At 37.2% G+C, this 23,896-nt stretch carries 13 protein-coding genes; 4 read left to right on the forward strand and 9 right to left on the reverse strand.

Features of this window, described 5'->3' with window-relative positions:
- Window positions 1-79: 79 nt before the first annotated feature.
- The 4 genes from LB449_RS09910 to LB449_RS09925 all read right to left on the reverse strand — a co-directional run bounded on the left by LB449_RS09910 (window position 80) and on the right by LB449_RS09925 (window position 5,566).
- Window positions 80-2,368, reverse strand: coding sequence for a glycoside hydrolase family 65 protein (locus tag LB449_RS09910; RefSeq protein ID WP_224454951.1), 2,289 nt, complete (start codon window positions 2,366-2,368; stop codon window positions 80-82).
- A 12-nt stretch (window positions 2,369-2,380) separates the two neighbouring features.
- Window positions 2,381-3,052, reverse strand: coding sequence for a beta-phosphoglucomutase (pgmB, locus tag LB449_RS09915; protein WP_224454952.1), 672 nt, complete (start codon window positions 3,050-3,052; stop codon window positions 2,381-2,383).
- A complete protein-coding gene (locus LB449_RS09920) occupies window positions 3,036-4,412 on the reverse strand; it encodes an MFS transporter (protein WP_224454953.1) in 1,377 nt (458 codons plus the stop codon). The genes pgmB and LB449_RS09920 overlap by 17 nt, the downstream gene beginning before the upstream one ends.
- Before the next feature lie 110 nt (window positions 4,413-4,522).
- Window positions 4,523-5,566, reverse strand: coding sequence for a LacI family DNA-binding transcriptional regulator (locus LB449_RS09925; protein WP_224454954.1), 1,044 nt, complete (start codon window positions 5,564-5,566; stop codon window positions 4,523-4,525).
- Between the two features lie 195 nt (window positions 5,567-5,761).
- Here LB449_RS09925 and LB449_RS09930 point away from each other — a divergent pair, with 195 nt between their 5' ends.
- Genes LB449_RS09930 through LB449_RS09945 form a run of 4 tightly spaced genes read left to right on the forward strand, consistent with a single transcriptional unit; the run spans window position 5,762 to window position 14,299 of the window.
- Window positions 5,762-8,674 carry a SusC/RagA family TonB-linked outer membrane protein gene (locus LB449_RS09930; protein WP_224454955.1) on the forward strand — a complete coding sequence of 971 codons (2,913 nt, stop codon included), beginning with the start codon at window positions 5,762-5,764 and terminating at the stop codon, window positions 8,672-8,674.
- A gap of 11 nt (window positions 8,675-8,685) precedes the next feature.
- The gene (locus LB449_RS09935) at window positions 8,686-10,278 is read left to right on the forward strand and encodes a RagB/SusD family nutrient uptake outer membrane protein (RefSeq protein ID WP_224454956.1); all 1,593 of its coding nucleotides are present in this window, start codon (window positions 8,686-8,688) and stop codon (window positions 10,276-10,278) included.
- A gap of 17 nt (window positions 10,279-10,295) precedes the next feature.
- Window positions 10,296-11,453 carry a SusF/SusE family outer membrane protein gene (locus tag LB449_RS09940; protein WP_224454957.1) on the forward strand — a complete coding sequence of 386 codons (1,158 nt, stop codon included), beginning with the start codon at window positions 10,296-10,298 and terminating at the stop codon, window positions 11,451-11,453.
- Window positions 11,454-11,509: 56 nt separating this feature from the next.
- The gene (locus LB449_RS09945) at window positions 11,510-14,299 is read left to right on the forward strand and encodes an alpha-amylase family glycosyl hydrolase (protein ID WP_224454958.1); all 2,790 of its coding nucleotides are present in this window, start codon (window positions 11,510-11,512) and stop codon (window positions 14,297-14,299) included.
- Window positions 14,300-14,527: 228 nt separating this feature from the next.
- Here the strand turns inward: LB449_RS09945 and LB449_RS09950 are convergent, their stop codons facing one another.
- From LB449_RS09950 to LB449_RS09970, 5 genes are all read right to left on the reverse strand, one after another.
- Window positions 14,528-16,360, reverse strand: coding sequence for a CocE/NonD family hydrolase (locus LB449_RS09950; protein ID WP_224454959.1), 1,833 nt, complete (start codon window positions 16,358-16,360; stop codon window positions 14,528-14,530).
- Between the two features lie 226 nt (window positions 16,361-16,586).
- Window positions 16,587-17,246, reverse strand: a complete 660-nt coding sequence (locus LB449_RS09955) for an outer membrane beta-barrel protein (protein ID WP_224454960.1) — start codon at window positions 17,244-17,246, stop codon at window positions 16,587-16,589.
- A 133-nt stretch (window positions 17,247-17,379) separates the two neighbouring features.
- Entirely contained in the window at window positions 17,380-19,482 is a 2,103-nt protein-coding gene (gene recG, locus LB449_RS09960; RefSeq protein ID WP_224454961.1) for an ATP-dependent DNA helicase RecG, read from the reverse strand.
- Between the two features lie 118 nt (window positions 19,483-19,600).
- On the reverse strand, window positions 19,601-20,893 hold the full coding sequence (locus tag LB449_RS09965) for an amidohydrolase family protein (protein ID WP_224454962.1): 1,293 nt from the start codon (window positions 20,891-20,893) through the stop codon (window positions 19,601-19,603).
- Between the two features lies 1 nt (window position 20,894).
- Entirely contained in the window at window positions 20,895-23,885 is a 2,991-nt protein-coding gene (locus LB449_RS09970) for an amidohydrolase family protein (RefSeq protein ID WP_224454963.1), read from the reverse strand.
- Between the last annotated feature and the right edge of the window lie 11 nt (window positions 23,886-23,896).

Below are 23,896 nucleotides of genomic sequence, written 5' to 3' on the forward strand. Positions count from 1 at the left end.
TTAATGATATCTATTGCCAATAATTGGCTGGTTGAATAATTTATTTGACTCCAAACTATAGTAAGTCTGTGATCGTTTTTTAAGATTTAACTTCAATTACTTTACCATCAACAACAATTTGAAGTTCGCCTTCATTTTCTAAAGAAAAGTGGGTTTCTTCGTGATTGATTTCAACTTTCAAAATGTGATTTCTAAAATTCACTTTGAAAAAATAGGATGTCCATCCCTTAGGTATTTTAGGAGCAAAATGCAATTGATCTTTTTTAACACGCATTCCTCCAAAGCCTTCTACAATACTCATCCAGGTTCCCGCCATACTAGTGATATGACAACCTTCTTTCACTTCCTTATTATAGTCATCCAGATCTAGCCTAGATGTTCTTAAGTAAAACTCATAAGCTTGATCCATTCTATCTAGTAAAGCTGCCTGAATACTGTGAACACATGGCGAAAGTGAAGATTCGTGAACGGTAAAAGGCTCGTAAAAATCAAAATGCTTCTCGATATCTTCTTTTTTGAAGTGATGCTCAAAAAAGTAAAACCCTTGTAGCGTATCAGCTTGCTTGATGTAGGGAGAGCGTAAAATTCTGTCCCAGGACCAGTGTTGATTGATTGGACGAAGTTTTTGATCCAAATCATCCACTTTCACCATTTCTTTATCCAAGAAACCATCTTGCTGAAGGTAAATACCATGCTCTTCAGAATAAGGAAAATACATATTGTGAGCTACTTTCAACATAGCGTCTACTTCAGTATTTGTAAGTCTAGTTTTTTGAATAATTCGGGCATAATCGTCTCCGAATTCTTTTTCAACTTTTCTTAAATTTTCAACAGCATATTCAATACACCATTTCGCTATGTAATTGGTATAAAAATTATTGTTGACATTGTTTTCATACTCATTTGGTCCCGTAACTCCAAGAATAACATATTTATCTTTTTGTGTTGAGAACGTAGCCCGTTGATGCCAGAATCTGGCGATCGCAATCAAAACCTCCAAGCCCATTTCTGGGATATACGAATAATCTCCAGTAAAGCGATGATAATTGAAGATTGCATAAGCAATGGCACCGTTTCTGTGTATTTCTTCGAAGGTGATTTCCCATTCGTTGTGAGATTCTTCACCATTCATGGTTACCATGGGATATAAAGCCGCTCCTCCAGAAAATCCAAGTTTTTCAGCATTTTCAATGGCTTTATCAAGATGATTATACCTGTATTTTAAGAGATTTCTAGCCACAGTTTGGTCTTTGGTCGCCATGTAAAAGGGGATACAATAAGCTTCCGTATCCCAATAGGTACTTCCTCCGTATTTTTCACCAGTAAATCCTTTTGGGCCGATATTCAATCGGTGATCTGTTCCTGTGTAGGTTTGATTCAATTGAAAGATATTGAACCGAATACCTTGTTGCGCTTTGATATCACCTTCAATAGTGATATCGCTCATGCTCCAAATGTCGCTCCAGGCTTGCTTTTGATTTTCTAAAAGACTTTCAAACCCTACTGAAGTTGCCTTTTTTAAGACTGATTTTGCTGCAGAAACCAATTCAGATTTATCGTGATTTAATGAAGTCGTGTAACCTGCGTATTTCTGAAGGCTAAGTGTATTTCCTTTAGCAACATGTTCTTTATAAGAAATGGAAACTTCCATCTCCTTTTCTAAAGATTTACCTTTGGTTTCGGAGGTTTTACCATTCAAAAACAAATGAGATTCCATGTAAGTACACACATGGTAAGAGGTTTTCAAAGTGTGACATTCTATAAAACCTTGATTAGCATTTAGTTCTTTGTTAGTGGTTTTCCAGAACTGATCATCCCAATTGGTATCTTGATTGGTAATTCCTGAATCTAAATAAGGTTGAAACGTAATTGTAGCATCAGAATTAATGGGTGTAACTGCATAGTCTATTATACCTAATTCTTCATGCTCCAGACTCAAAAACCGCTTCACATTTACCTTTATAGTAACATCGTTTTGGAGAGTAGCCTCGAAGCTTCTGCTGAGCCAACCTTCTTTCATATTGAGTTCACGCTTGAAATTCTTGACTGCTTTACAGCTAAATAAATCAAGCATCTCATCATTAATGACCACGTTGATACCAATCCAGTTTGGAGCATTCAATACTTTAGCAAAATATTCTGGATAGCCATTTTTCCACCATCCGACTCTGGTTTTATCTGGATAAAACACGCCACCGATATAGCTTCCCTGAAAGCTAGGTCCTGTGTAGGTTTCTTCAAAATTGGCTCGCTGTCCCATGGAACCGTTTCCAATACTGAATAAACTTTCTGAAGATTGAACGCGTTCCACATCAAAGCCGTCTTCTATAATTGACCAGGAATTTGGTGTGATATAATCTTGATTCATTGTTGTAATTTTTTATTTCTTAAAATTGATAAGAGTTTGTAAGACGTCTTCACTGATTTCTGAAAAACTTTTAAAGTTAAAATCGGCTTCGCTGAGAACTAATTCATCCCCAATACCAACACTTGTCATCTGTGCGTTATTTGCTGCTTTGATTCCTGCTTGAGAGTCTTCAAAAACAATAGATTGCTTAGGCTCAACACCCAAAAGCTCACAACCTTTCAGAAATACTTCAGGATCTGGTTTAGCTTTCGAAACTTCATTGCCATCTACAATATATTCGAAGTAAGAATTGAGTTTTACTTTAGTCAAAATACGTCTCGCGTTTTTACTAGCTGAACCTAATGCAATGGGGTAATCATTTTCCTTTAAATAGGTAAGAGTTTCCAAAACTCCTGGTAAGATATCGTCTGTAGACATAGCATCTACAAAAGACAAATATTCTTCATTTTTCATAGCCATCAGACTGTTGAATTTTTCTTCTGAAATGGTTTTATTCCCCCATTTTAATATTTTCTCCAGTGATTTTACTCTGGAAACTCCCTTCAATTGTTCGTTTTCTTCTTCAGAAAAAGAAATATCTAAAGATTCGGCAAGGTTTTTCCAGGCCAAAAAATGGAATTTTGCGGTATCGACAATGACTCCATCGAGATCGAATATGAATGCCTTTTTAAATTTCAATTTCATTATTTTCTAAATTTTTATCGTCTTCATCTTTTACTTTTACTACTAAAATTGCAGCCAATAGTAAGCTCACACCAGCTGTAACCAACGCAAAAATGGCCTGATCTCCGTAAAGATATTTCACCAAGGGACCACCGATCAATGCATTGATAATTTGAGGTATAACTATAAAGAAGTTGAATATTCCCATATACACTCCCATTTTCTTTGGATTGATAGCTCCTGCCAGAATAGCATAAGGCATAGCCAATATACTGGCCCAGGCAAAGCCTATCCCAACCATAGACAGAATAAGCCAATCTTGATTTGGCATAAAATAAATGGAAACTAAACTCACTCCTCCAATCCCTAATGCAAAGGCGTGTGTGCGTTTTCTACCTATGTAGTTAGCTATTTTCGGTAATGACAATGCTACTAAAACAGATACAAAATTGTAAATACCAAATAGTACCCCTACCCAATCACCGGCTTCGTTGTAGGCGATGCTACTGGAGTCTGAGGGTGGCAAATTATAAAAGTGCTGAGCAATTGCTGGAGTAGTGAATACCCACATTCCAAACAAACCAAACCATGAAAAAAACTGAACCCAGCTTAGCTGTTTCATAGTTTCTGGCATTTTAGCAAAATCAGAGAATATGTCTATCAGTTTTGATTCTTTCTCTTCAATTTCAATTTGATCAATTTTCTGGGATTTTGCAGCTTCAATAGCCTTCATCTCTTCAGGAGAATACTCTTCTGTCGTAAAAACAGTAACTAAGATAGATCCAATAAGAATGATAGCACCTATAATAAAAGAATACACCAAATGGTCTGGAACAGAACCTTCCGGCGCTTTATTGGAAACTTCTAGAAAGTTACTTAAAATAAAGGGTAAAAAAGAACCTATTACAGCACCAATCCCAATGATAACCGTTTGAATACTGAAACCCAGTGTTCTTTGCTCTGAAGGAAGATTGTCTGCAACTAAAGCTCGAAAGGGCTCCATAGCTATATTGAATGATGCATCCATAATCATCAACATTCCTGCTCCTACCCACAGTGCTGGTAAGAAAGCAATAAAAATATCGGCTTGAGGCATTAATATCAAACCGATTGAAGCCAAAAGGGCACCTATCAAAAAATAAGGACGTCGGCGACCCAACTTTGTCCAGGTTTTATCACTGTAATGACCTACAATAGGTTGCACAATAAGCCCCATGAGTGGAGCAATAATCCAAAACCAAGAGAGTTGATGAACATCCGCACCAAAATTTTGCAGAATTCGGCTGGCATTTGCATTTTGTAAGGCAAAACCCATTTGTATACCAAGAAATCCGAAACTCAAGTTCCAAATTTCGAGAATGCCTAATTTTCTTTTTTGCATATCGTTCTATTGAAAATTAAAACGATAAACTTTATATGTGTAACAAAGCCTATCTAGTGGAAGTAAAAATATAGCCTTGTTTGATGCAAATATATTTAAATTTTTAAGTTTTACAATTTTGTAGTCTCTCTCTCAATGATATCCGTTTTTACAATACTTGTTTTGAAAGGTTCTTCCTCATCGTTGGTATTTTCCAACCTTTCTATCAGCAGTTTTGCAGATTCCATTCCCATTTCAAAGCCATGCTGACTTATGGTAGTGAGTGGAGGAAAAGCATGCTTTGATAAAACACCGTCAGTAAATCCTATGATTTGAAGATCTTCAGGTATTTTCAATCCTTTTTGACGAGCAACTTTCATAGCTGTGATTGCATAGAGCTCGTTAACCGCAAAAAGACCATCAATAGTATTGTTTTTAAAGTAGGAGTAAATTTGCTCCTCCAGAAACTCTAAATTATCGTCAGAATTAAATTTATCGTCAATTTTAAGTATTAAATCTTCATTAAGGTCAATCTTGTTGATTTTGAGAGCTTTTAGATACCCCTGTGTTCTCAGTTTTCCAACACTTACGTAATCCTTTGTACTTATAATTCCAATTCGTTTACAACCGCTATCTATTAATTTCTGAACAGCTTTTTTGGAAGTTTTAGCATCATCAACAATTACCTTATCACATTCTATCTCATCAATAACCCTATCAAACATCACAATAGGAATACCCTGATCAATAGTTTCAGATAGGTGATGATAATCTTTTACAGATAAAGTTTCTTTGGCAACAGAAATTATAAATCCGTCTATACTCCCGTTGGCCAGCATTTCAAGGTTGATGACTTCTTTTCTAAAGGATTCATTGGATAAACCCACGATAACATTATAACCTTTGTCGTTGGCATGCTGTTCTATACCAGATATGACGGTAGTGAAAAAGTGATGCACTATCTCGGGGATAATAACCCCAAGTGTCTTTGTTTTCTTATTCTTGAGGCTGAGTGCAATATTATTAGGTCTATAATTATAAAGCTTTGCGAAAGCTTTCACTTTTTGCTTAGTTTCTTCTCCTATTTCCTTACTGTCTCTCAAAGCTTTTGAAACTGTTGAGACAGAGACATCTAGTTCTTTAGCAATGACTTTAAGTGTCGGTTTCTGTTTCATTATCTAAATCCAAAATATTTTACTTCTCAAATTAAGCAATAATTATAGAATTAGCTGTTTTAATTCATAAAAATAAAAAGTTATCAACACGAAAACGTTGTAGCTGAGAATCGTTTAAGGCTGTTGAGATTTGTTTATATAATTTTAACATCGGAAGTAAAAATATAACTCATTAATAACACAAAACAAGATTTTATGCGAACAATTAAACTTTTAGGTCTGTTGCTTATGCTTTTGCCTATTAGTATTTTTGCCCAATCCACCGTGAGTGGAACTGTAGTTGATGATATTGGTATGCCAGTACCAGGAGTAAACATTGCAGTAAAAAATACTACAAAAGGAACAACAACCGATTTTGACGGAAATTACTCAATCGTTTTAGAAAGTGGTGAGACCTTGGCATTTAGCTATGTAGGCTATAGAACACAGGAAGTTACTTTCGATGGTAATACTACAACAATCGACATCTCTTTGGTTGAAGATGCTCAGTCTTTGAATGAGGTTGTGGTAGTTGGTTACGGTGACCAAACTGTAAAATCCATATCTGGCTCTGTGGCATCGGTTACTGAGAAAGACTTCAATAAGGGGAATATTGTAACTTCAGAAAGTCTTATTCAAGGGCGAGTCCCTGGATTATCTGTTACTAAAGGTGGTGGTCCTGGTTCTGGGTCTGAAATCCGTATTCGTGGTGGATCTTCTTTATTTGCAAATAATAGCCCTTTAATTGTACTAGATGGTCTTCCTCTAGATAATAACCAAGCAGATGGAACCCGTTCAGTTTTATCAAGTATTAACCCAAACGATATTGAATCCTTTTCAGTATTAAAAGATGCTTCAGCCGCTGCAATTTATGGTATACGAGGTTCTAATGGTGTTATCATTATTAATACCAAAAAGGGAAGAGGAAAATTAAGCGTCAATTTGGATGTCCAGCAGAATGTAACAACTATAGATAACACCATAGATGTTCTAAATGCAGGTCAATTTCGAAATTTAGTCCGAGAAAATTTTCCAGATCGTCTGGCTGAGCTTGGAAATGCAAACACCAATTGGCAAGATGAGATCTACAGAAATGCAAAATCTTCTGACATTAACTTAAGCGCTCGTGGTGCTTTGTTTGGAGAAATCCCAGCAAGATTATCGCTTAACCGTTCAGATCAGCAAGGATTGAGGAGAACATCAAAATTTGATAGAACTACTGCCTCTCTATCCTTAAATCCCAGATTGTTTGAAGATCATTTAAAAATTGGACTGAACGCTAATTACAGTAATGAAGATAACCGTTTTGCTGATGGTGTAGAAGGAAGTGCTATAGCTTTTGACCCTACTCAACCAGTGAGAAGTCATGGATCACCTTATGGAGGATTTTTTGAGTTTCAGGACAATGATAGCTCTGCTGCTTCCAATGTTCCAAGAAATCCTGTTGCTCAACTTTTACAAACGAATAATGTAAGTAACGCAGATCGTTTTTTTGGTAACTTGAATTTAGATTATAAATTTCATTTTTTACCAGAATTAAGGTTAGTGACCAATTTAGGCTACGACCGTACGGAAAGTGGAGGTTCATTTTCTAGACCAAAAGAAAGTGCACTTGGTGTAAACGCAGAACAAGGAGAATTTATAGGAAATGAATCCAGATATTCCAATAAAAGAACAAATACTTCTGCTGATGCCTACTTAGTATACGAAAATAAGCTTGGAGATTTTGGTATAAAAGCCACTGCAGGTTATTCTTACCAGAAGTTTGAAAACGAACAATTTACGACCAATGAATTATTGGATCCAAACGCTCAAGAGCCTAGGACAACAATTGCTGATGACGTCGTCTTAATTGGATATTTTGGAAGGATTAACTTAGATTATAAAGAAAAATATTTTATCAATGGTTCTCTTCGTAGAGATGGAGTTTCAAAATTTGCTCCAGAAAATCGATTTGAATATTTCCCTTCTGTTTCTGGTGCATGGCAAATCAGTGAAGAAGATTTCTTAAAAGACAGTTCTGTCATAAGTAATTTGAAAGTAAGAGCTGGATGGGGTAAGCTTGGTCAACAGGATGTTCCATCGACATCGGATTATTTAAGACGTTATCAAACTGGTCTTTCCAATCAGCAGTACAGATTTGGAAGTCCAATCACACCATTCCAACCTCTTTACACCAATCCAAACATAAGCTGGGAAATTTTAACTGAAATAAACTTAGGAGTTGATTTCGCCTTTTTTAACGATAGATTTTCGGGTTCTGTAGATGTGTTTCAAAGAACTGCGGACGACTTACTATCCCCTGCTCCAGTTGCCGACGGTGCGAATTTTTCAAACCAAGGTTTCCAAAATATAGGTCAATTTGACACAAAAGGTATTGAAGTCAATTTAGATTATAATATTCTAAGACAAGATGACCTCAATTGGAATGTCAACTACAACTTTACAGCGATAGATCGTGAAATTACACGTTTAGCTTTTGGTCAGGATATTTTAGCTGGAGGAATTGCCGGTGGAACTGGTAATAATATTCAGGTATTGAGAGAAGGCACATGGCCTAACTCATTTTTTACTTACGCGCAGCTCTACGACCAAGCAGGACAACCTATAGAGGGTGCCTACGCAGATATAAATGGTGATGGAATTGTTAACGAAGAAGATCGGTACATTTCTGGAAACGGACAAGCTGATGTATTGATGGGTTTTCAGTCCAACTTGACCTACAAAAACTTTGATTTCAATTTTAATTTGAGAGCAAGTTTTGGAAATGAAATTTACAATAATGTGAACTCCTCCAGAGCTCAACTTGGTAATTTAGATTTGGTATCGCCAAATAACTTACCTACACAGGTGCTTGAAACAGGTTTTGCTAGAACTCCAGACGTTATTCTATCAGATTTTTATCTCGAAGACGCTTCATTCCTAAGAATGGATAATATTACATTGGGATATACTTTAAGAGACTTTGACAGAAGTTCTACAAGCCTACGCTTCTGGATGGGACTTCAAAATGCATTTGTCATTACCAACTATTCTGGCGTTGACCCTGAACTTGGTATTGGTGGAATTGATAACACAATATATCCACGTGGAAGAACTTTTTTACTTGGCGTTAATTACAATTTTTAAATCAATACACTATGAAAATTAAACACTATATATTACTCACATTCATTGGTTCATTGATGTTTACATCATGTGAATCTGATCTTGATGTTGAGTTACGAGATCCAAACATTACTTTGGCAGATGAAATTTTCACTTCTGAAGAAGCTTATAGACAAGCTCTATCTGGAGTTTACGCCAATCTTTCTTTGACCTCACTTACAGGACCTGGTGATTCTAACATTGCCGGATTGGACCCTGGAACTGGTCAATACATGAGAGGTTTATTCAATTTACAAAACTTATCTACAGACGAAACCATTTTCACATTTGAAAATGATCCCGGTATCAGAGGTGTACAGAGAAATTCTGTGTCTTCAGAAAATGTTTTACTAAGAGGCGTTTTTTCTAGAGCTATGTTTTCTGTAGCTCTATCCAATGAGTTTTTAAGACAATCTACAGATCAGTTGCTTCAATCGAGAGGAATACCTACTGGAGAGTTTGCAAAATTTAGAGCCGAAGCTAAAGTTTTAAAAGCTTTATCTTATTACCACTTAATGGATTTATTTGGTAAAGCTCCATATTATGATGAAACCATGGAAGTTGGCTTCACTCAAGGTGAAGAACTCTCGAGAACAGAGTTATTTGATTTAGTTGAAGGTTTGCTTTTGGAAGCCAGAGAAAACCTTCCTGTGGGAAACACTTCAGATTATGGTAGAATTGACCAAGGGGTTGCAGATATGATTTTAGCAAAAATCTATTTGAATTCTGAAGTTTATACTGGAGCTCCTAGATATACAGAAGCACTAAATAAATGCGAGGATATCATCAACGCTGGCTATAGCTTGGTAAGTGATTATCAATTTAATTTCTTGGCAGATAACAATACCAACGGTGCTCAAAATGAGATTATTTTTCCAATTGCAAATGATGGTCAAACGACTCAAAACTTTGGAGGAACAACCATTATCATTCAAGGTCAGGTTGGTGCTCAGGAACAAAACGGCGAAAGCCTTGGAGTAAATCCAGGTGGATTCGGAGGGTTGTTTAGGCTAAGACCGCAATTTGCGCAAAAATTTACCCAAAACTCCTTATTTGTAAATGATGGAAGAAATTTAATTATTTCAGAAAATAGACCTATTGAACTTGAAGTCACAGATCCAAATACTGGTTTTATTACTACCAAATATTCTAACAGAACGTCTTCAGGAGGCTTTGGAGCAGACAGGACGTTTACGGATACCGACTTTCCAATGTTTAGATTGGCAGATGTTTATTTAATGTACGCAGAAGCTCACCTTAGAGGTGGTGGTGGAGATGCAGGTACAGCTCTAAACTACGTTAATGCTCTAAGAGAAAGAGCTTTTGGAGATAATTCTGGAAATATTAACTCTGCACAACTTTCTCTAGATTTTTTAATCGATGAGAGAGCTCGAGAATTATATTGGGAAAATCACAGAAGGCAAGACCTAATTCGCTTTGGATTGTTCACAGGAAACCAATACATATGGGCTTTCAAAGGAGGCCCAGAAACTGGAACCTCAATAGACGGTTTTAGAGCGCTTTATCCAATACCGGCAGCGAGTTTAGCTACCAATCAAAATTTAACACAAAACCCAGGTTATTAATATTAAATACTATACTTATGAACAAGAACATTTTAAAACTAACAATGGTGTTTTTTGCAATTTTCGCATTCAATGCTTGTAGTGATGATGATGAAATCACCTTTACAGCGCAAACACCTCCAGATCAAATTTCGTTTACCAACGAGTTTTTGAGTGAATATCTATTAAGCAGTCAGACTGCGAGCAATAACGCAGAACGTTTCACATGGGAAGCTCCCGATTTTGGAGTACCTACACCAATTACCTACCAACTAGAAGGTTCTACAGATTTTGAATTTACAGAGCCAGTAAATTTAGTTGAAACTTCAAATCAACAAGCCTCTGTTTCTGTTGGTCAACTTTTAAATCTTGCTGAATCAGCTGGACTAGATAACGATCCAGAAACAGATAACCCTGACTCAGGTGATTTATTCTTCAGAGTAAGAGCGCTTATCGGTACAGAAAACGCTGAAAATTCTCCTGAAACAATTTCAGAAATTACAACACTTACGGTGTCTATTCTAGCTGCTGGAGGTGAAGAGCCTTTACCTGTGCTTCCTAATTTATATTTGGTAGGAAATGCAACAGCCGCAAACTGGGATAATAACAACAATAATTTCCCAATGGTGAGAAATCCAGAAAATGAAAACGTTTTCACATATACAGGAAAGTTTTTAGGTGGGGATACCAACGAATTTAAGCTTCTTGAAAATAGAGGTTCTTGGCAACCACAATGGGGATTGCAAGATGGAAATCTTGATTCTAGCGAAGACCTAGGAAATGACCCAGGTTCTTTTGTAATCTCTGAGGGAGAAGGTTATTATACTTTAGAAGTTGATACTGAAAACAAAACATCAACCTTAGTTAGTTTTGAAGAAGCTGGTTCTGAAACCTACACTACAATTGGTATCATTGGATTTGGAACTACAGGTAATGATGATGGATGGAGTCAGGATATTGATATGACTCAATCTAGCTTTGACCCACACATCTGGTACATTTCAGAAATTGAACTTTTTGATGGAGAAGTAAAATTCAGAGCAGAAAATGATTGGGGAACAAACTGGGGTTCAGGTACTGAATTCTCAGGGTCTGCTAGTATTGATGGTCCAAATATTCCAACTAGAGCAGCAACCTATGAAGTGTGGTTTAATGACTTGACTGGTAACTATAATCTTATCCCTATACAAGATTAATATATCAATTTTAAAGGCTATCTCAAAAGGATAGCCTTTTTTTATATCCAAGAACTATGAAACAATTACTACTCATAGCAGCTTTTCTATTGACAATAGTTTCAGTTGCTCAACAACAAAATGGAGTATTTACCGTCTCCCCTTCTACTTTTGATCAAGACGAAGAAATCACCATCACCGTATCTGGTATAGACACTAGTTTATGGGGTGTTAATGATGTGTATTTCTGGGCCTGGTATCAAAATTCATCTGACCAGGAAACGGATTCACCAACCAATGGTGAATGGACCAATTCTAACGAAGCTCAAAAGATGACCAACAATGGTGATGGTAGCTTTTCTTTTACCTTTACCCCTACTCAATTATACAATTCAACTGATATTGTTGAAATAGGAATGCTGGCCAAAGCAAAAGATGGAACTGGTGATAAGAAAACTCAGGACAATCGTTTTCCTGTAGGTAGTTTTCAAGTCATTTTAGACAGCCCCGTAGAAACCACAACGATTTTAAATTCTGGAGATCAATTCTCTATGCAAGCTACTGCTAGTTTAGACGCGAATTTTGTATTAACTCAAAACGGCAACGTGATTGATACCCAAAACGGAATTACTTCCTACATAAATGACTTAAGCATTACACAGGATTCAAATTTCGTTTTGACTGCTACAGACCCTGTTTCTCAGGAAGCATTTGAATTCAACTTTAATGCTGTTTTAACCCCTGATGTTACTATTGCTCCAGTTCCAACTGGTGCTGAAAATGGAATCAATTACGATAGTAGTAATCCCAATGAGATTACTCTCGTCTTATTTGCTCCTGAAAAAGATTTCGTCCACCTCATTGGTAATTTTAATACTAACGACTGGACCATAGATAATACCTATCTAATGAATTTTGATGATACAACAAATCAACATTGGATTACTCTTAATAATTTTGATGTACCAAATGATGATTTCTTGTTTCAATATAGTATTGAAGCTAATCTAGTTGTAGCAGACCCCTATTCTGAATTAGTCCTAGATCCTTTTAATGATCAATTCATAGAAGAATCCACATTTGCTAACATTCCAAATTATCCTCAGGATCAGACAACGGAATTGGTCTCTTGGGTTAAAACGAATCAAGCTGGTTACGACTGGCAAGTCGATGATTTTGAAAAACCAGCACAAGAAGATTTGGTGATTTATGAGATGCTCATTAGAGATTTTGATGTAGAACACAGTTTCCAGTCTGTTATCAATAGATTGGATTATCTTGAGGAATTAGGCATCAACGCTATCGAATTGATGCCCGTCAATGAATTTGATGGTAACATCAACTGGGGCTACAGTCCTGCTCTTCATATGGCTCTGGATAAGTATTACGGCTCTCCAGAAGATTTTAAAGATTTTGTTGATGCCTGTCACCAAAGAGGAATAGCCGTAATTCTAGATGTCGTGTTCAACCATGCTACAGGACAACATCCTTACTACAGGATGTATAATGATTGTGGGGGTTGTTATGGAGGTCAAGCGACTGCCAATAATCCGATTTTTAATCAAAACGATCCAAATACTGAGTTTCAGTTTTTTAATGATATTAATCACGAATCATTAGCGACACAGGACTACATGGATTATATCAACAAATTTTGGATAGAAGAATATAAAATTGATGGATATCGGTTCGACTTCACCAAAGGCTTTACCAATACTATTGGTGATGGTGGTGGTTTTGATCAATCCAGAATTGATCTTTTAGAGAGAATGTATGACGATATCCGCAGTTATGATCAAGAGGCTTATGTCATTTTAGAACATTTTGCTCCAAATTCTGAAGAAACAAATTTAATAAACCACAGAGCTACAGGAAATGCAAACGAACCTGGTATGATGATTTGGGGAAATGTCAATTTCAACTACAACCAAGCAACTATGGGTTATGATGATTCCAACTTCAACCGAGTATCCGCTCAGTCCAGAGACTGGTCTACACCATCCTTAGTAGGTTATATGGAAAGTCACGATGAAGAAAGACTGATGTTTAAAAACCTAGAATTTGGTAATGGTAGCGGTGCTTACGATGTAACAGAATTAGAAACTGCATTAGATCGATTGGAATTGGCAGGCGCTTTTTATTTTACGATTCCAGGTCCAAAAATGATCTGGCAATTTGGTGAATTGGGCTATGAGTTCAGTATTAATTACTGTGAAGATGGAACGATAGATAATGATTGCAGAACAGGTCCTAAGCCTATTCGATGGGATTACCTCAATGAATCCAATCGAACTGATGTTTATAATTTCTGGTCAAAGTTGATCGCTTTAAAGCTAAACGAACCCATTTTTACTACTGAAAATTACACCTTAGAAGTAGCCGATGATTTTGAAAAGAAAATCTATCTGGTAGATGATAATGCAACGGGAAATGAACCAAAATACGTGATCGTTGTAGGTAACTTTGGTGTCACATCTTTAACGACCCAACCTTTCTTCCAGGAAACTGGAACTTGGTATGATGTGGTCACCGAAACTACAATAGACGTGACAGATACAGCCATGAATGTTACTTTGGCCCCAGGTGAATTCAAAGTCTATTTTGATAATGAACCCACTTTAAGCACCAGCGAAGTATCAGCACTCGATTACAAAGTCTATCCCAACCCAGCAAAATCTTACTTTTCTATTTCCAATAAAGTGGACACTGTTCAAGTATTTGATCTGAATGGAAGATTAATCAAAGAATATACGGGAAGATTTGAGGCTAACCATCGCTTTAATTCAGAAAACCTCGACACTGGTTTATATCTGGTGAGGTACACCAGTCAGCAACAAACTCAAACTCAAAAATTACTCATCCATTAGTTTCATTTGTTTTAGTTGACCAAAAAGACCTTGAGTGAAAACTCGAGGTCTTTTATTTTAAATAGATGGTCAGTAGAGTATCCTCTTTAATTTCAGTTCAGAAGATAGACCTACTTATTCCCTTGAAATTGTAATAGCAGTATTTCAACTTAATATTTAATTATACTTGACCTCAAAAAAAACCCCGAGCCTAAGCTCAGGGTTGTCTTATTGTGCAGTTGAAATAAATTAGTTCACCACTGGAAGTACGATTTTAGAATCACCGTATATGGTATGTGTATGTGTTTCGAAATCTTCTGCTTTAGCTTCGAAAATATTATCTACATACTTCTGAGGGTTCCTATCGATGTATGGAAACATAGTACTTTGCACCTGGATCTGTAACTTATGTCCTTTTTTAAACGTGTGATTCACATCTTGTAAAGCAAACTCAACACTTGTTTTTTGATTGGGTACAAAAGGTTTTGGTTCAGAAAAGCTTTCTCTATAGCGCCCTCTAAAGACCTCACTTCTTACCATCATATGGTAATTACTCATTTTAAGATGATCTTGCATTTCTTCAGAATCTTTAGCATCTGCAGGATAAACATCTATAATTTTTACAATCCAGTCTGATGCTGTACCGGTGGTAGCCACTTCCAAATCGGCTAAGACCTCCCCAGATAATTTCATATCTTCTACCAGGGCTTCGGTTTCATAAACCATTACATCCGGACGTCGAGCAGCAAATCGCTGATCATCGGTCATAAATTTTCTCGGTGTAAACGTCACTTTAATGTCCTCTGTGAAAGGAACTGGCTTAGTGATGTCACTAACGAATTTATTTTCAAAATCAGAATCCGCTTCCATACTCAGGCTTTGGTTCTCACCCAGGAAAAAGTTGGTCGCCGTCGCATTTTCTGGTGGCCACATGTCGTACTCATCCCATTTCATCGCTCCGGTATCATAAACGGTCGCTTCGGCAGCTTCAAATTCTCCTTCTCCTTTTAAGAAATGATTAAAAAATTTAGTCTCGTAATTTACTTGAAAATTTTCAGACAAGTTATCACCAAAGTACACATTACCCACCGCCTGTCTTTCTTTCAATCTGGCCCAGTCGCCGTGACTCCAAGGCCCAAATACCATAGCATTAAAGTTATCACTATTATTTTCCAGACTTTTATAAATTTCAAACGGACCGTAAAGATCTTCCGCATCAAACAATCCACCTACAGTTAAAACAGCTGGCTTTACATCTTTCATGTGCTGGACTAAGCCGCGTTCCTGCCAAAATTCATCGTAATCAGGATGATCTTTTAGCTGTTGCCAAAACACATTGTCTTCGCCGTAATATTGATCTAAATTCGACAACGGCCCTATATCTAGAAAGAATTGATAAGCATCCTTAGTGCCAACGTCTGGAATCTGATACCAGGAGTCTGTCGTAGGTCCTTCCTTATCGTAGCCAAACACGGCGGTCGCTACCCAGTAACTTAATAAGTAAGCTCCGTTGTGATGGAAATCGTCAAAATAAAAGTCACCGATAGGCGCCTGAGGAGAGGCTGCTTTTAAGGCTGGATGGTCAGACAGCACCGACATGGCCGCATAGTGTCCAGGATAAGAAATACCCCAAGTACCTACGTTTCCATTATTGTTTTCAACATTTTTGATAAGCCAATCTATCGTGTCGTAAGTATCAGAAGCTTCATCGGTTTGCTTGCGTTTTTTCTTAGGAATATACCCACGCATATTATCGTAAGTGCCTTCACTCATCCAGCGACCTCGTACATCTTGATAAACGATAATATTACCTTGCTCCATCATAAATTTATTAGGACCTATTTGTCGTCTATATTGGTCTTCACCATAAGGTCTAGAGCTGTAAGGCGTTCGCTGCATAAGAATAGGATAGTCCTTGGAGGTATCTTTAGGTGTATAGATAGTCGTGTGCAGCTTCACACCATCACGCATTTCGATATTGACTTCCTGCTTGTTGTAATTGGCTTTTACATCATATTGAGCCATCACATTAGTGAGAGTGAATAGCAGAAATACAATGAAACCTAACTTTAAATGTCTCATAGAGTTTTTGTTGATTTATTCTTGGACATAAAAATACGGTTTTAGTTTAAAACCTAGTATAAAATCTATATCTGACTTTTCTATGCTGAATTTGATAGCGTTGGATTGTTGCCTTTAGATACATTTTTTGAAGCGTCTTCGATAGCTTTAATATCCAGTTGAGTTAGATGATCTACTGAAGTCGGCGTAAAGTAAAAAGGCAATTATGAAAGTAAAAAAAACTAATTCAATCCAATTGATACATAACACCAAAAACAGGAAAATCAATAAAATTTGTAAACGGATTACTTATTCCAAACCCGCTTCTATCTTCAAAATTAAAGTCATCTGTATAGAAATAAAGTAAATTTTGAAATTTAAGGTAGACCCACCACTTTTGTTTTAGCTTCATATTAAAACCCAGGTCCAAATAATTATGAGTATAGGTGCTTGATGCTACAACATTGGAATTAAGAAAATTCTGATTTATCCCAGCCTGAGCAAACACAGAAAACAGGGCGTTGAGTGGAACATGATACCTTAAGTAAGGACCAAGCTGATAATTGGTAAATGAGTTATCAGTACCTCTTGGTTCTGTATCGTAAGTTAAGAAGCCTGTTCCTAAATTAAAACCAGCCAGTAGGTTTGGGGAAAGACTGTAATTTAAACCAATGCCAACCTCTGCTTTAAAGGCATTCTCAAAAGTAGCCTCCTGCTCTAAACTTAATGAATTATCTGCAAGGGCTAGATCTGCCCAGGAAAAAGATAACCCTGACTGTACTTCAACTAAAAAAATTTTATTTCCAAAAACACCAGGGCTTTGAGCTTGAAGTGAAGAAAAAGTAATTGTGAACAGAACTAAGGTGAATAAGCTTAAGGAAACAGAAGAAGAATAAGCACTTATCATAGAATATCTAGCTGAAAATGAATAAATTTTAGTTTATGATAAATATAACAAATATAATTCTTATGCTTATAAGTTATTTCTAAAATGTACTATTTGAGAATTTTGGATTTAAAAGTCTAAACTCATAACTATACTAACTTATATAATTCCAGATCGTTTTATCCTTAAATAGTACTCTATAGGTCAGGTTAATCATCTGGTGCTCCTCCATCTGTAAGTTAGGATCGGCATTAATGACATGATGAGCGTAACTTCTGGCGGTTTTCAAGATTTGATTGTCTTTTACCAGGTCAGCAATTTTAAGATCCAACACACCGCTTTGCTGAGTACCCATCAAATTACCAGGGCCTCTCAATTTTAAATCCACCTCGGCAATTTCAAAACCATCGTTGGTCGCGGTCATGGTTTCCATTCGGGTTTTCCCATCTGAGCTTAATTTTTTACCAGTGATCAATACACAATAACTTTGCTCCGCTCCTCTCCCCACTCTACCCCTCAATTGATGCAATTGAGATAAGCCAAAGCGCTCCGCACTTTCAATGATCATCAAACTCGCATTAGGCACATTTACTCCTACTTCTATAACTGTGGTTGCCACCATGATCTGCGTTTTACCTTTTACAAATCGATCCATCTCGTAAGCCTTATCTTCAGGTTTCATCTTGCCGTGAACAATAGAAATTTGATAGGTGGGTTTGGGGAATTCTCGCTCAATACTCGCATAGCCGTCCATCAGGTCTTTATAATCGAAATTAGCAGATTCTTCTATCAAGGGATAAACCACGTAGACCTGCCGTCCTTTATCCACTTCATCTTTGATGAATTTAAACACCTTTAGCCTATTACTGTCATAGCGGTGTACTGTTTTGATGGCTTTCCGCCCTGGTGGTAACTCATCAATGACAGAAACATCCAGATCACCATAAAGACTCATAGCCAGTGTTCTGGGAATAGGTGTGGCCGTCATTACTAGTACGTGAGGTGGAAGTGAGTTTTTCTTCCAAAGTTTAGCTCTTTGAGCCACACCAAAGCGGTGTTGTTCATCGATAACTGCCAATCCTAAATTTTTAAATTGAACGGTGTCTTCAATCAAAGCATGCGTCCCTATCAAAATGTGGAGCTCTCCATTTCGAAGTCGCTCATGCAGGATTTTTCTATCTTTCTTTTTGGTTGATCCGGTTAATAATTCTACCTCAACGCCTATAGGTTCGCAGAGTTCTGATAAACCTTCATAATGCTGAGTAGCCAGGATCTCGGTTGGTGCCATTAGGCAGGCCTGAAAACCATTGTCTATAGCCATAAGCATCGTCATTAAAGCAACGATGGTTTTCCCAGAGCCTACATCGCCTTGCAGTAGGCGGTTCATCTGGGCATTGCTGCCTAAATCTTTACGGATTTCTTTCAGTACCCGTTTTTGAGCACCAGTGAGTTCAAAAGGTAAAACGCTGTTATAAAAAGAATTAAAATAGTCTCCAACCTGCTTAAAGGTGAAGCCCTTAATTTTTATTTTATGAATTGCATTTTTCCGTAATAGCTGGAGTTGAATATAAAAAAACTCTTCAAACTTCAATCTAAATTGGGCTTTTCCCAAAAGTTCAGCCGACTGTGGAAAATGTACATTTTGCATAGCTTCTGTTTTGGACAGTAATTTCAAGTCGGACATTACATTGTTGGGTAAGGTCTCCTGAAAGGTTTTGGACTGCTCCAATAAGCTTAGCATTAAAGTACTGATCACACGGTTGGAGATTCCGCGTTTGCTTAATTTCTCTGTAGAAGGGTAAACAGGCTGAAGCTTGATCTGAGCTTTCGTTTTAGCCTTTTCCAATTCTTCAATCTCTGGATGGGGCATAGAAAAACTACCATTGAAATAGTTGAGCTTACCAAAAATGACATAGGGCGCATTGATCTTCAGATTCTCGAGTATCCATTTGTGCCCGCGAAACCAAACCAACTCCATAGCCCCGGTATCGTCTTCAAATTCTGCAACCAAACGTTTACCTCGCTTCATAGGAACCGTGTGTACATTGGTAATTTTACCTAAGATTTGTACTTCAGCAGAAGAATCCTGCAATTCTGATATTTTATAAAATCTGGACTTATCGATATACCGAAAAGGAAAAAATTGAAGCAAGTCCTGAAACTTATGAATACCCAGTTCCGTTTTTAGCAAATCTGCCCGGCCTGGCCCTACGCCTTTAAGATATTCTATTGGGGTGAGTAAGGTTTTAGTATCCATAAAACGAAAATACTATAATTCCTCAAACGCCACCTTTAAAGCCAAAAAAAGCTACTCAAAATGAGTAGCTTTTTTTTATAATTTTCAAAAATTTAATTTCTAAATAAGGAACTGAAATTTAATCCTGATACTTATTAGAATAACGATCGTACAGTTCAGTTTGGTGAGTTTCTAAACTTACATCACGACCTTGAATATAGACTTTACTAAGGATATTGCCTTTCATATCCAACGCATCCCCTTCACTGATAAATAAAGTAGCCTCTTTTCCTGCTTCCAAAGAGCCAATACGGTCTTCCATACCAAGAATTTTAGCTGTATTTAATGTAATCATTTGAACGGCCATTTCCTTGTCAACACCAAATGCAGCTGCAGTACCAGCATAAAATGGAAGGTTTCTGGAATTCATACGTTCCATTCGTCCGCTACCTTCAAGTGCTACGAGTACTCCCGCATCGCTCAATAATTTTGGTAATTTATAAGGCAAGTCGTAGTCGTCATCTTCAAAATTTGGATTAAGGTGCGTGCGCTGTACCAAAACTGAAACGTTATTTGCAGCTAAGTCTTTGGCTACTTTGTGGGCGTGATACCCGCCAACAATCGTCACTCGATCAAGATTCATTTTGGTTTTAAAGCTAATAACATCTCTTATTTCCTTTTCACCTTCTACGTGAATGAAGAGCGCTTTAGAACCATCAAATAATCCAGCCATAGCTTCAAATTCCAAATCGGTGTCTTTAGACCCAGGTACATAAGCGTTTGCATTATTAAAATACGCTATAACCTCATCAATTTCACTAGTATAATCTTTATTTTTTTCCCATACTCTATCAGCATCACTCCAGTTTCCACTTCTGCTGAATCCTCGAGGCCAGTTCATGTGGATAGCGTCATTCTCCTTGATAACAGCGTCTTCCCAGTTCCAGGCATCAAACTGAACTACAGAAGAAGTTCCAGAAATACGGCCTCCCTGAGGCGTAATCTGTCCCATCAACACCCCATTAGGGCGCATGCTTTCAACTATCTTACTTTCCGCATTATAAGCGATTAGACTTCTGACGTGAGGAAGCATCTTACCTAATTCATCTTCATCATCTGTTGCGGCTACAGCATCAATTTCAACCAAACCTAAAGTGGCATTGGGAGCAATAAAGCCCGGATAAACGTGCTTTCCATTTGCATCGATTTCCTGGCCTTTTGCCTGTGATTTGTCTGTGCCCACGTAAGTGATTTTTCCATCTTCAAAAACAACTACGGAATTTTCAATTACCTCAGTATTCCCTATGTGAGCTGTTGCTCCAACAATTGAAATAGGCTGAGATTGTTTTGGAGCCGGGGTTTGTTGCGCCTGGCCTGTAAAAACCATAGCGATTGCAAGAATACAACCCGTTAGTATATGTTTATAATTCATCTTATTCGTGTATATGGTTAATATCATCTAAACTATCGCAGTGAAGGTATTCCTTCTCTTTCTTCTTGATTGGCTGTGTTTTTAGACCTTTGTTTTTAGCTTTCATCATTTTATTGATTAAAACTTGTCTTTCATTTTGAACCTGGGCTCTCATGGCTTTGTCCTTTTCAATATCGAAGTAAACCACCCCTTCTATGATTGTTTTTTCAGGTTTGGCGTAGATAGATAGTGGATCTGTATTCCAAAGAACGACATCAGCATCTTTCCCTTCTTTAATACTCCCTACTCTATCGTCGATATGCAGCAATTTAGCAGGATTTAAGGTGACAAATTTCCAGGCATCATCAGCGGACACTCCCCCATATTTCATGGATTTAGCCGCTTCCTGGTTAAGACGTCTTATCATTTCACCATCATCACTATTGATAGCTACCGTTACTCCTTGATTATGCATAATTGCTGCATTAAAAGGAATGGCATCATTGACCTCATATTTATAAGCCCACCAGTCACTGAAGGTCGAACCACCTGCACCATGCTCTTTCATAATGTCAGCTACTTTGTAACCTTCCAAAATGTGAGTGAACGTATTCACAGTAAAATCAAATTCTTCAGCGACTTTCATCAGCATGTTAATCTCACTTTGCACGTAAGAGTGACAGCTGATGTAGCGTTCACCATTAAGTATTTCCAATAAAGTTTCCATTTCATCATCATAACGAAAAGGCTCACCAGAGGCTTTTTTCTCACCGTAAGCTTTGGCCTGAGTGAAGTAATCTCTAAAGACTTGTTCAACACCCATTCTGGTTTGTGGAAATCTAGAATTCCCTCCCCAGTTGGATTGTTTTACATTTTCACCTAAAGCGAATTTTATGTGCTTTGGTGTATTGTCATATATCAGATTTTCAGCACTTTCTCCCCACTTCAGTTTTAAAACAGCCGATCTTCCGCCGATAGGATTTGCAGAACCGTGTAACAGTTGAATACTCGTTACACCACCAGCCAATGATCTGTAAATACTAATGTCATCTGGATCTACTGCATCTTCCATGGTCACTTCAGCAGAGGAATTATGTCCTCCTTCATTGATAGAAGTTCCTGCAATATGAGAATGCTCATCGATGATACCAGCTGTTAAATACTTGCCAGATCCGTCGATAACTTCAGCTCTCCTGTCACTTAAATCTTTTCCAATTTTATCAATCTTTCCATCTTTAAGTAAAACATCTGTATTTTTTAAAGTTCCTTCAGCTTCTCCAGTAATAACCGTTGCATTTTTAATCAAAATACGTTCTGGCTGAGACTGTGCAGAAGTTCTTCCGTAAGCTGAGTTGGGATAAGTCATGGAAAGCATTTCCATAGATTTTTCATCCTCCTCTTTTTCTTCTTCGTCTTTATCTGAAGAACTGCCTGCTTCCTTTTTGGTAGATTTAAAAGTGGATGTATTTCCGTCTCCTAATATGACTTTTCCACCAAAACCAGTTTGAAAGGGTTCAATTTTAGAAGTTAAAACCGCATAGTCTTCTTTAGATGAATCAGCATTGCTTACTATTAAAGTCATCCAATCGTCTTCGTAAGTTAATTTGCTTCCAAGCTTCAAGGTATCTTGTTTAACTTCAGCTGAAAATTTACCTGACTTGTTCTTGATAATGAGTTCATGGTTCTTTCCGTTTAATACTAAATCGTAAGTTCCTGATATATCGATGACATCTAAAGCTTCTAAACGATGACGATGACCTTGCACCCAGTTTTCATAGATTTTAAATTCATCCTCAAAAAGCTCATCAGAGGTGATAATGAAATTTGCAAGCTTGCCTTTTTCTAAAGTTCCTAAAAGATCTGAGGCTCCAATGGCTTTAGCGGGTTGAGTTGTAATTCCTGCAAATGCCGTTTTTTTATCCAAACCACTTTCTACAGCTTTCTTCAAATTTTTCAATAATTCATCTGGAGATTTCAAACCTTTCGAAGTAAAAGAGATATCAACTCCATTTTCTGCAAGAATTTTAGCATTTGCCGGAGCATACTGCCAGTGTTTCATTTCTCCCAGTGTCAAGTATTCTCTTAAAAAAGGATCTTCAACATCGTAGGCCTCTGGAAATTTTAAGGGCAATACGAAGTGAGCATTTATCCCTTTAAGATCTTCAATTCTTTTGTACTCGTCTCCTGAACCGATAATAGTATATTGAACACCAAATTGGTCTCCAATTTTATCTGCCCTAAAAGCATCCAGGTAATCATCTACAGAAAATAATTGTGGAAGATTCTTTTTGGCGAGATAAGCTTCTATAGCAAGATCTTTATCTTCTATAATTCCGTTTTGATAGGCTTTTGCATCATGGTAAAATTGTCTCAACAAAGCGGTGTAACCCATGATAGAACTTGGATAAGCTTGTCTTGATTGCTTGCTTTTACTGAACTCATAGTAAAAACCAGATTCATTTTTTAATAGATTTTCATTGAAATTATCTGTTTCTACTAAAGCAAACAAAGCTCCGTTTCCGCGTATAAATCCATCTGCGATATGGGTGTTAACAGCTCCAAAACCTGCTTTACGCATGGCTGTAGCTTTCTTTTTATCGAATTCAAAATGCGACTTTGCAGATTGCTCTGGTCTAACATGATCGTTCCAGTAATAACCTTTTCTATTAGGATTGTATTGTGGCTGGGAAGATCTAGCTGCAGTTGCAATATCCTTGATTCCAAAATCTGAATACACTTCTACAAATGAAGGGTAAACGTGCTTGCCTTTTGCATCTACAACAACTGTGTTTTTTGGAAGCTTTACATTTTTACCAACTTCTACAATCTTTCCATCTTTAAATAGTAAGGTCGCATTTTCAATCGTTTGAGTTGGGGATACGTGAATTATCGCAGATTTTACTGCAGTGTAGTTACTAGTCCTGGTTTTGACTCCTTTGTTTTCAGGAAAGTAATCCTGAGCAAAAAGACCAAAACTCAACAAGCAAAATAAAAGTAAGACTTTTTGTTTCATTGAAATTTGAT

Origin of the sequence: Psychroflexus lacisalsi, from assembly GCF_020164495.1 — a bacterium.
Classification (GTDB): Bacteria; Bacteroidota; Bacteroidia; order Flavobacteriales; family Flavobacteriaceae; genus Psychroflexus; species Psychroflexus lacisalsi.

Coding starts and splice junctions, on each gene's coding strand:
- LB449_RS09955 (WP_224454960.1), bottom strand. CDS start 17,246: ATGATAAGTGCTTATTCTTCTTCTGTTTCCTTAAGCTTATTCACCTTA.
- pgmB (WP_224454952.1), bottom strand. CDS start 3,052: ATGAAATTGAAATTTAAAAAGGCATTCATATTCGATCTCGATGGAGTC.
- LB449_RS09950 (WP_224454959.1), bottom strand. CDS start 16,360: ATGAGACATTTAAAGTTAGGTTTCATTGTATTTCTGCTATTCACTCTC.
- LB449_RS09970 (WP_224454963.1), bottom strand. CDS start 23,885: ATGAAACAAAAAGTCTTACTTTTATTTTGCTTGTTGAGTTTTGGTCTT.
- LB449_RS09935 (WP_224454956.1), top strand. CDS start 8,686: ATGAAAATTAAACACTATATATTACTCACATTCATTGGTTCATTGATG.
- LB449_RS09945 (WP_224454958.1), top strand. CDS start 11,510: ATGAAACAATTACTACTCATAGCAGCTTTTCTATTGACAATAGTTTCA.
- recG (WP_224454961.1), bottom strand. CDS start 19,482: ATGGATACTAAAACCTTACTCACCCCAATAGAATATCTTAAAGGCGTA.
- LB449_RS09920 (WP_224454953.1), bottom strand. CDS start 4,412: ATGCAAAAAAGAAAATTAGGCATTCTCGAAATTTGGAACTTGAGTTTC.
- LB449_RS09910 (WP_224454951.1), bottom strand. CDS start 2,368: ATGAATCAAGATTATATCACACCAAATTCCTGGTCAATTATAGAAGAC.
- LB449_RS09940 (WP_224454957.1), top strand. CDS start 10,296: ATGAACAAGAACATTTTAAAACTAACAATGGTGTTTTTTGCAATTTTC.
- LB449_RS09925 (WP_224454954.1), bottom strand. CDS start 5,566: ATGAAACAGAAACCGACACTTAAAGTCATTGCTAAAGAACTAGATGTC.
- LB449_RS09930 (WP_224454955.1), top strand. CDS start 5,762: ATGCGAACAATTAAACTTTTAGGTCTGTTGCTTATGCTTTTGCCTATT.
- LB449_RS09965 (WP_224454962.1), bottom strand. CDS start 20,893: ATGAATTATAAACATATACTAACGGGTTGTATTCTTGCAATCGCTATG.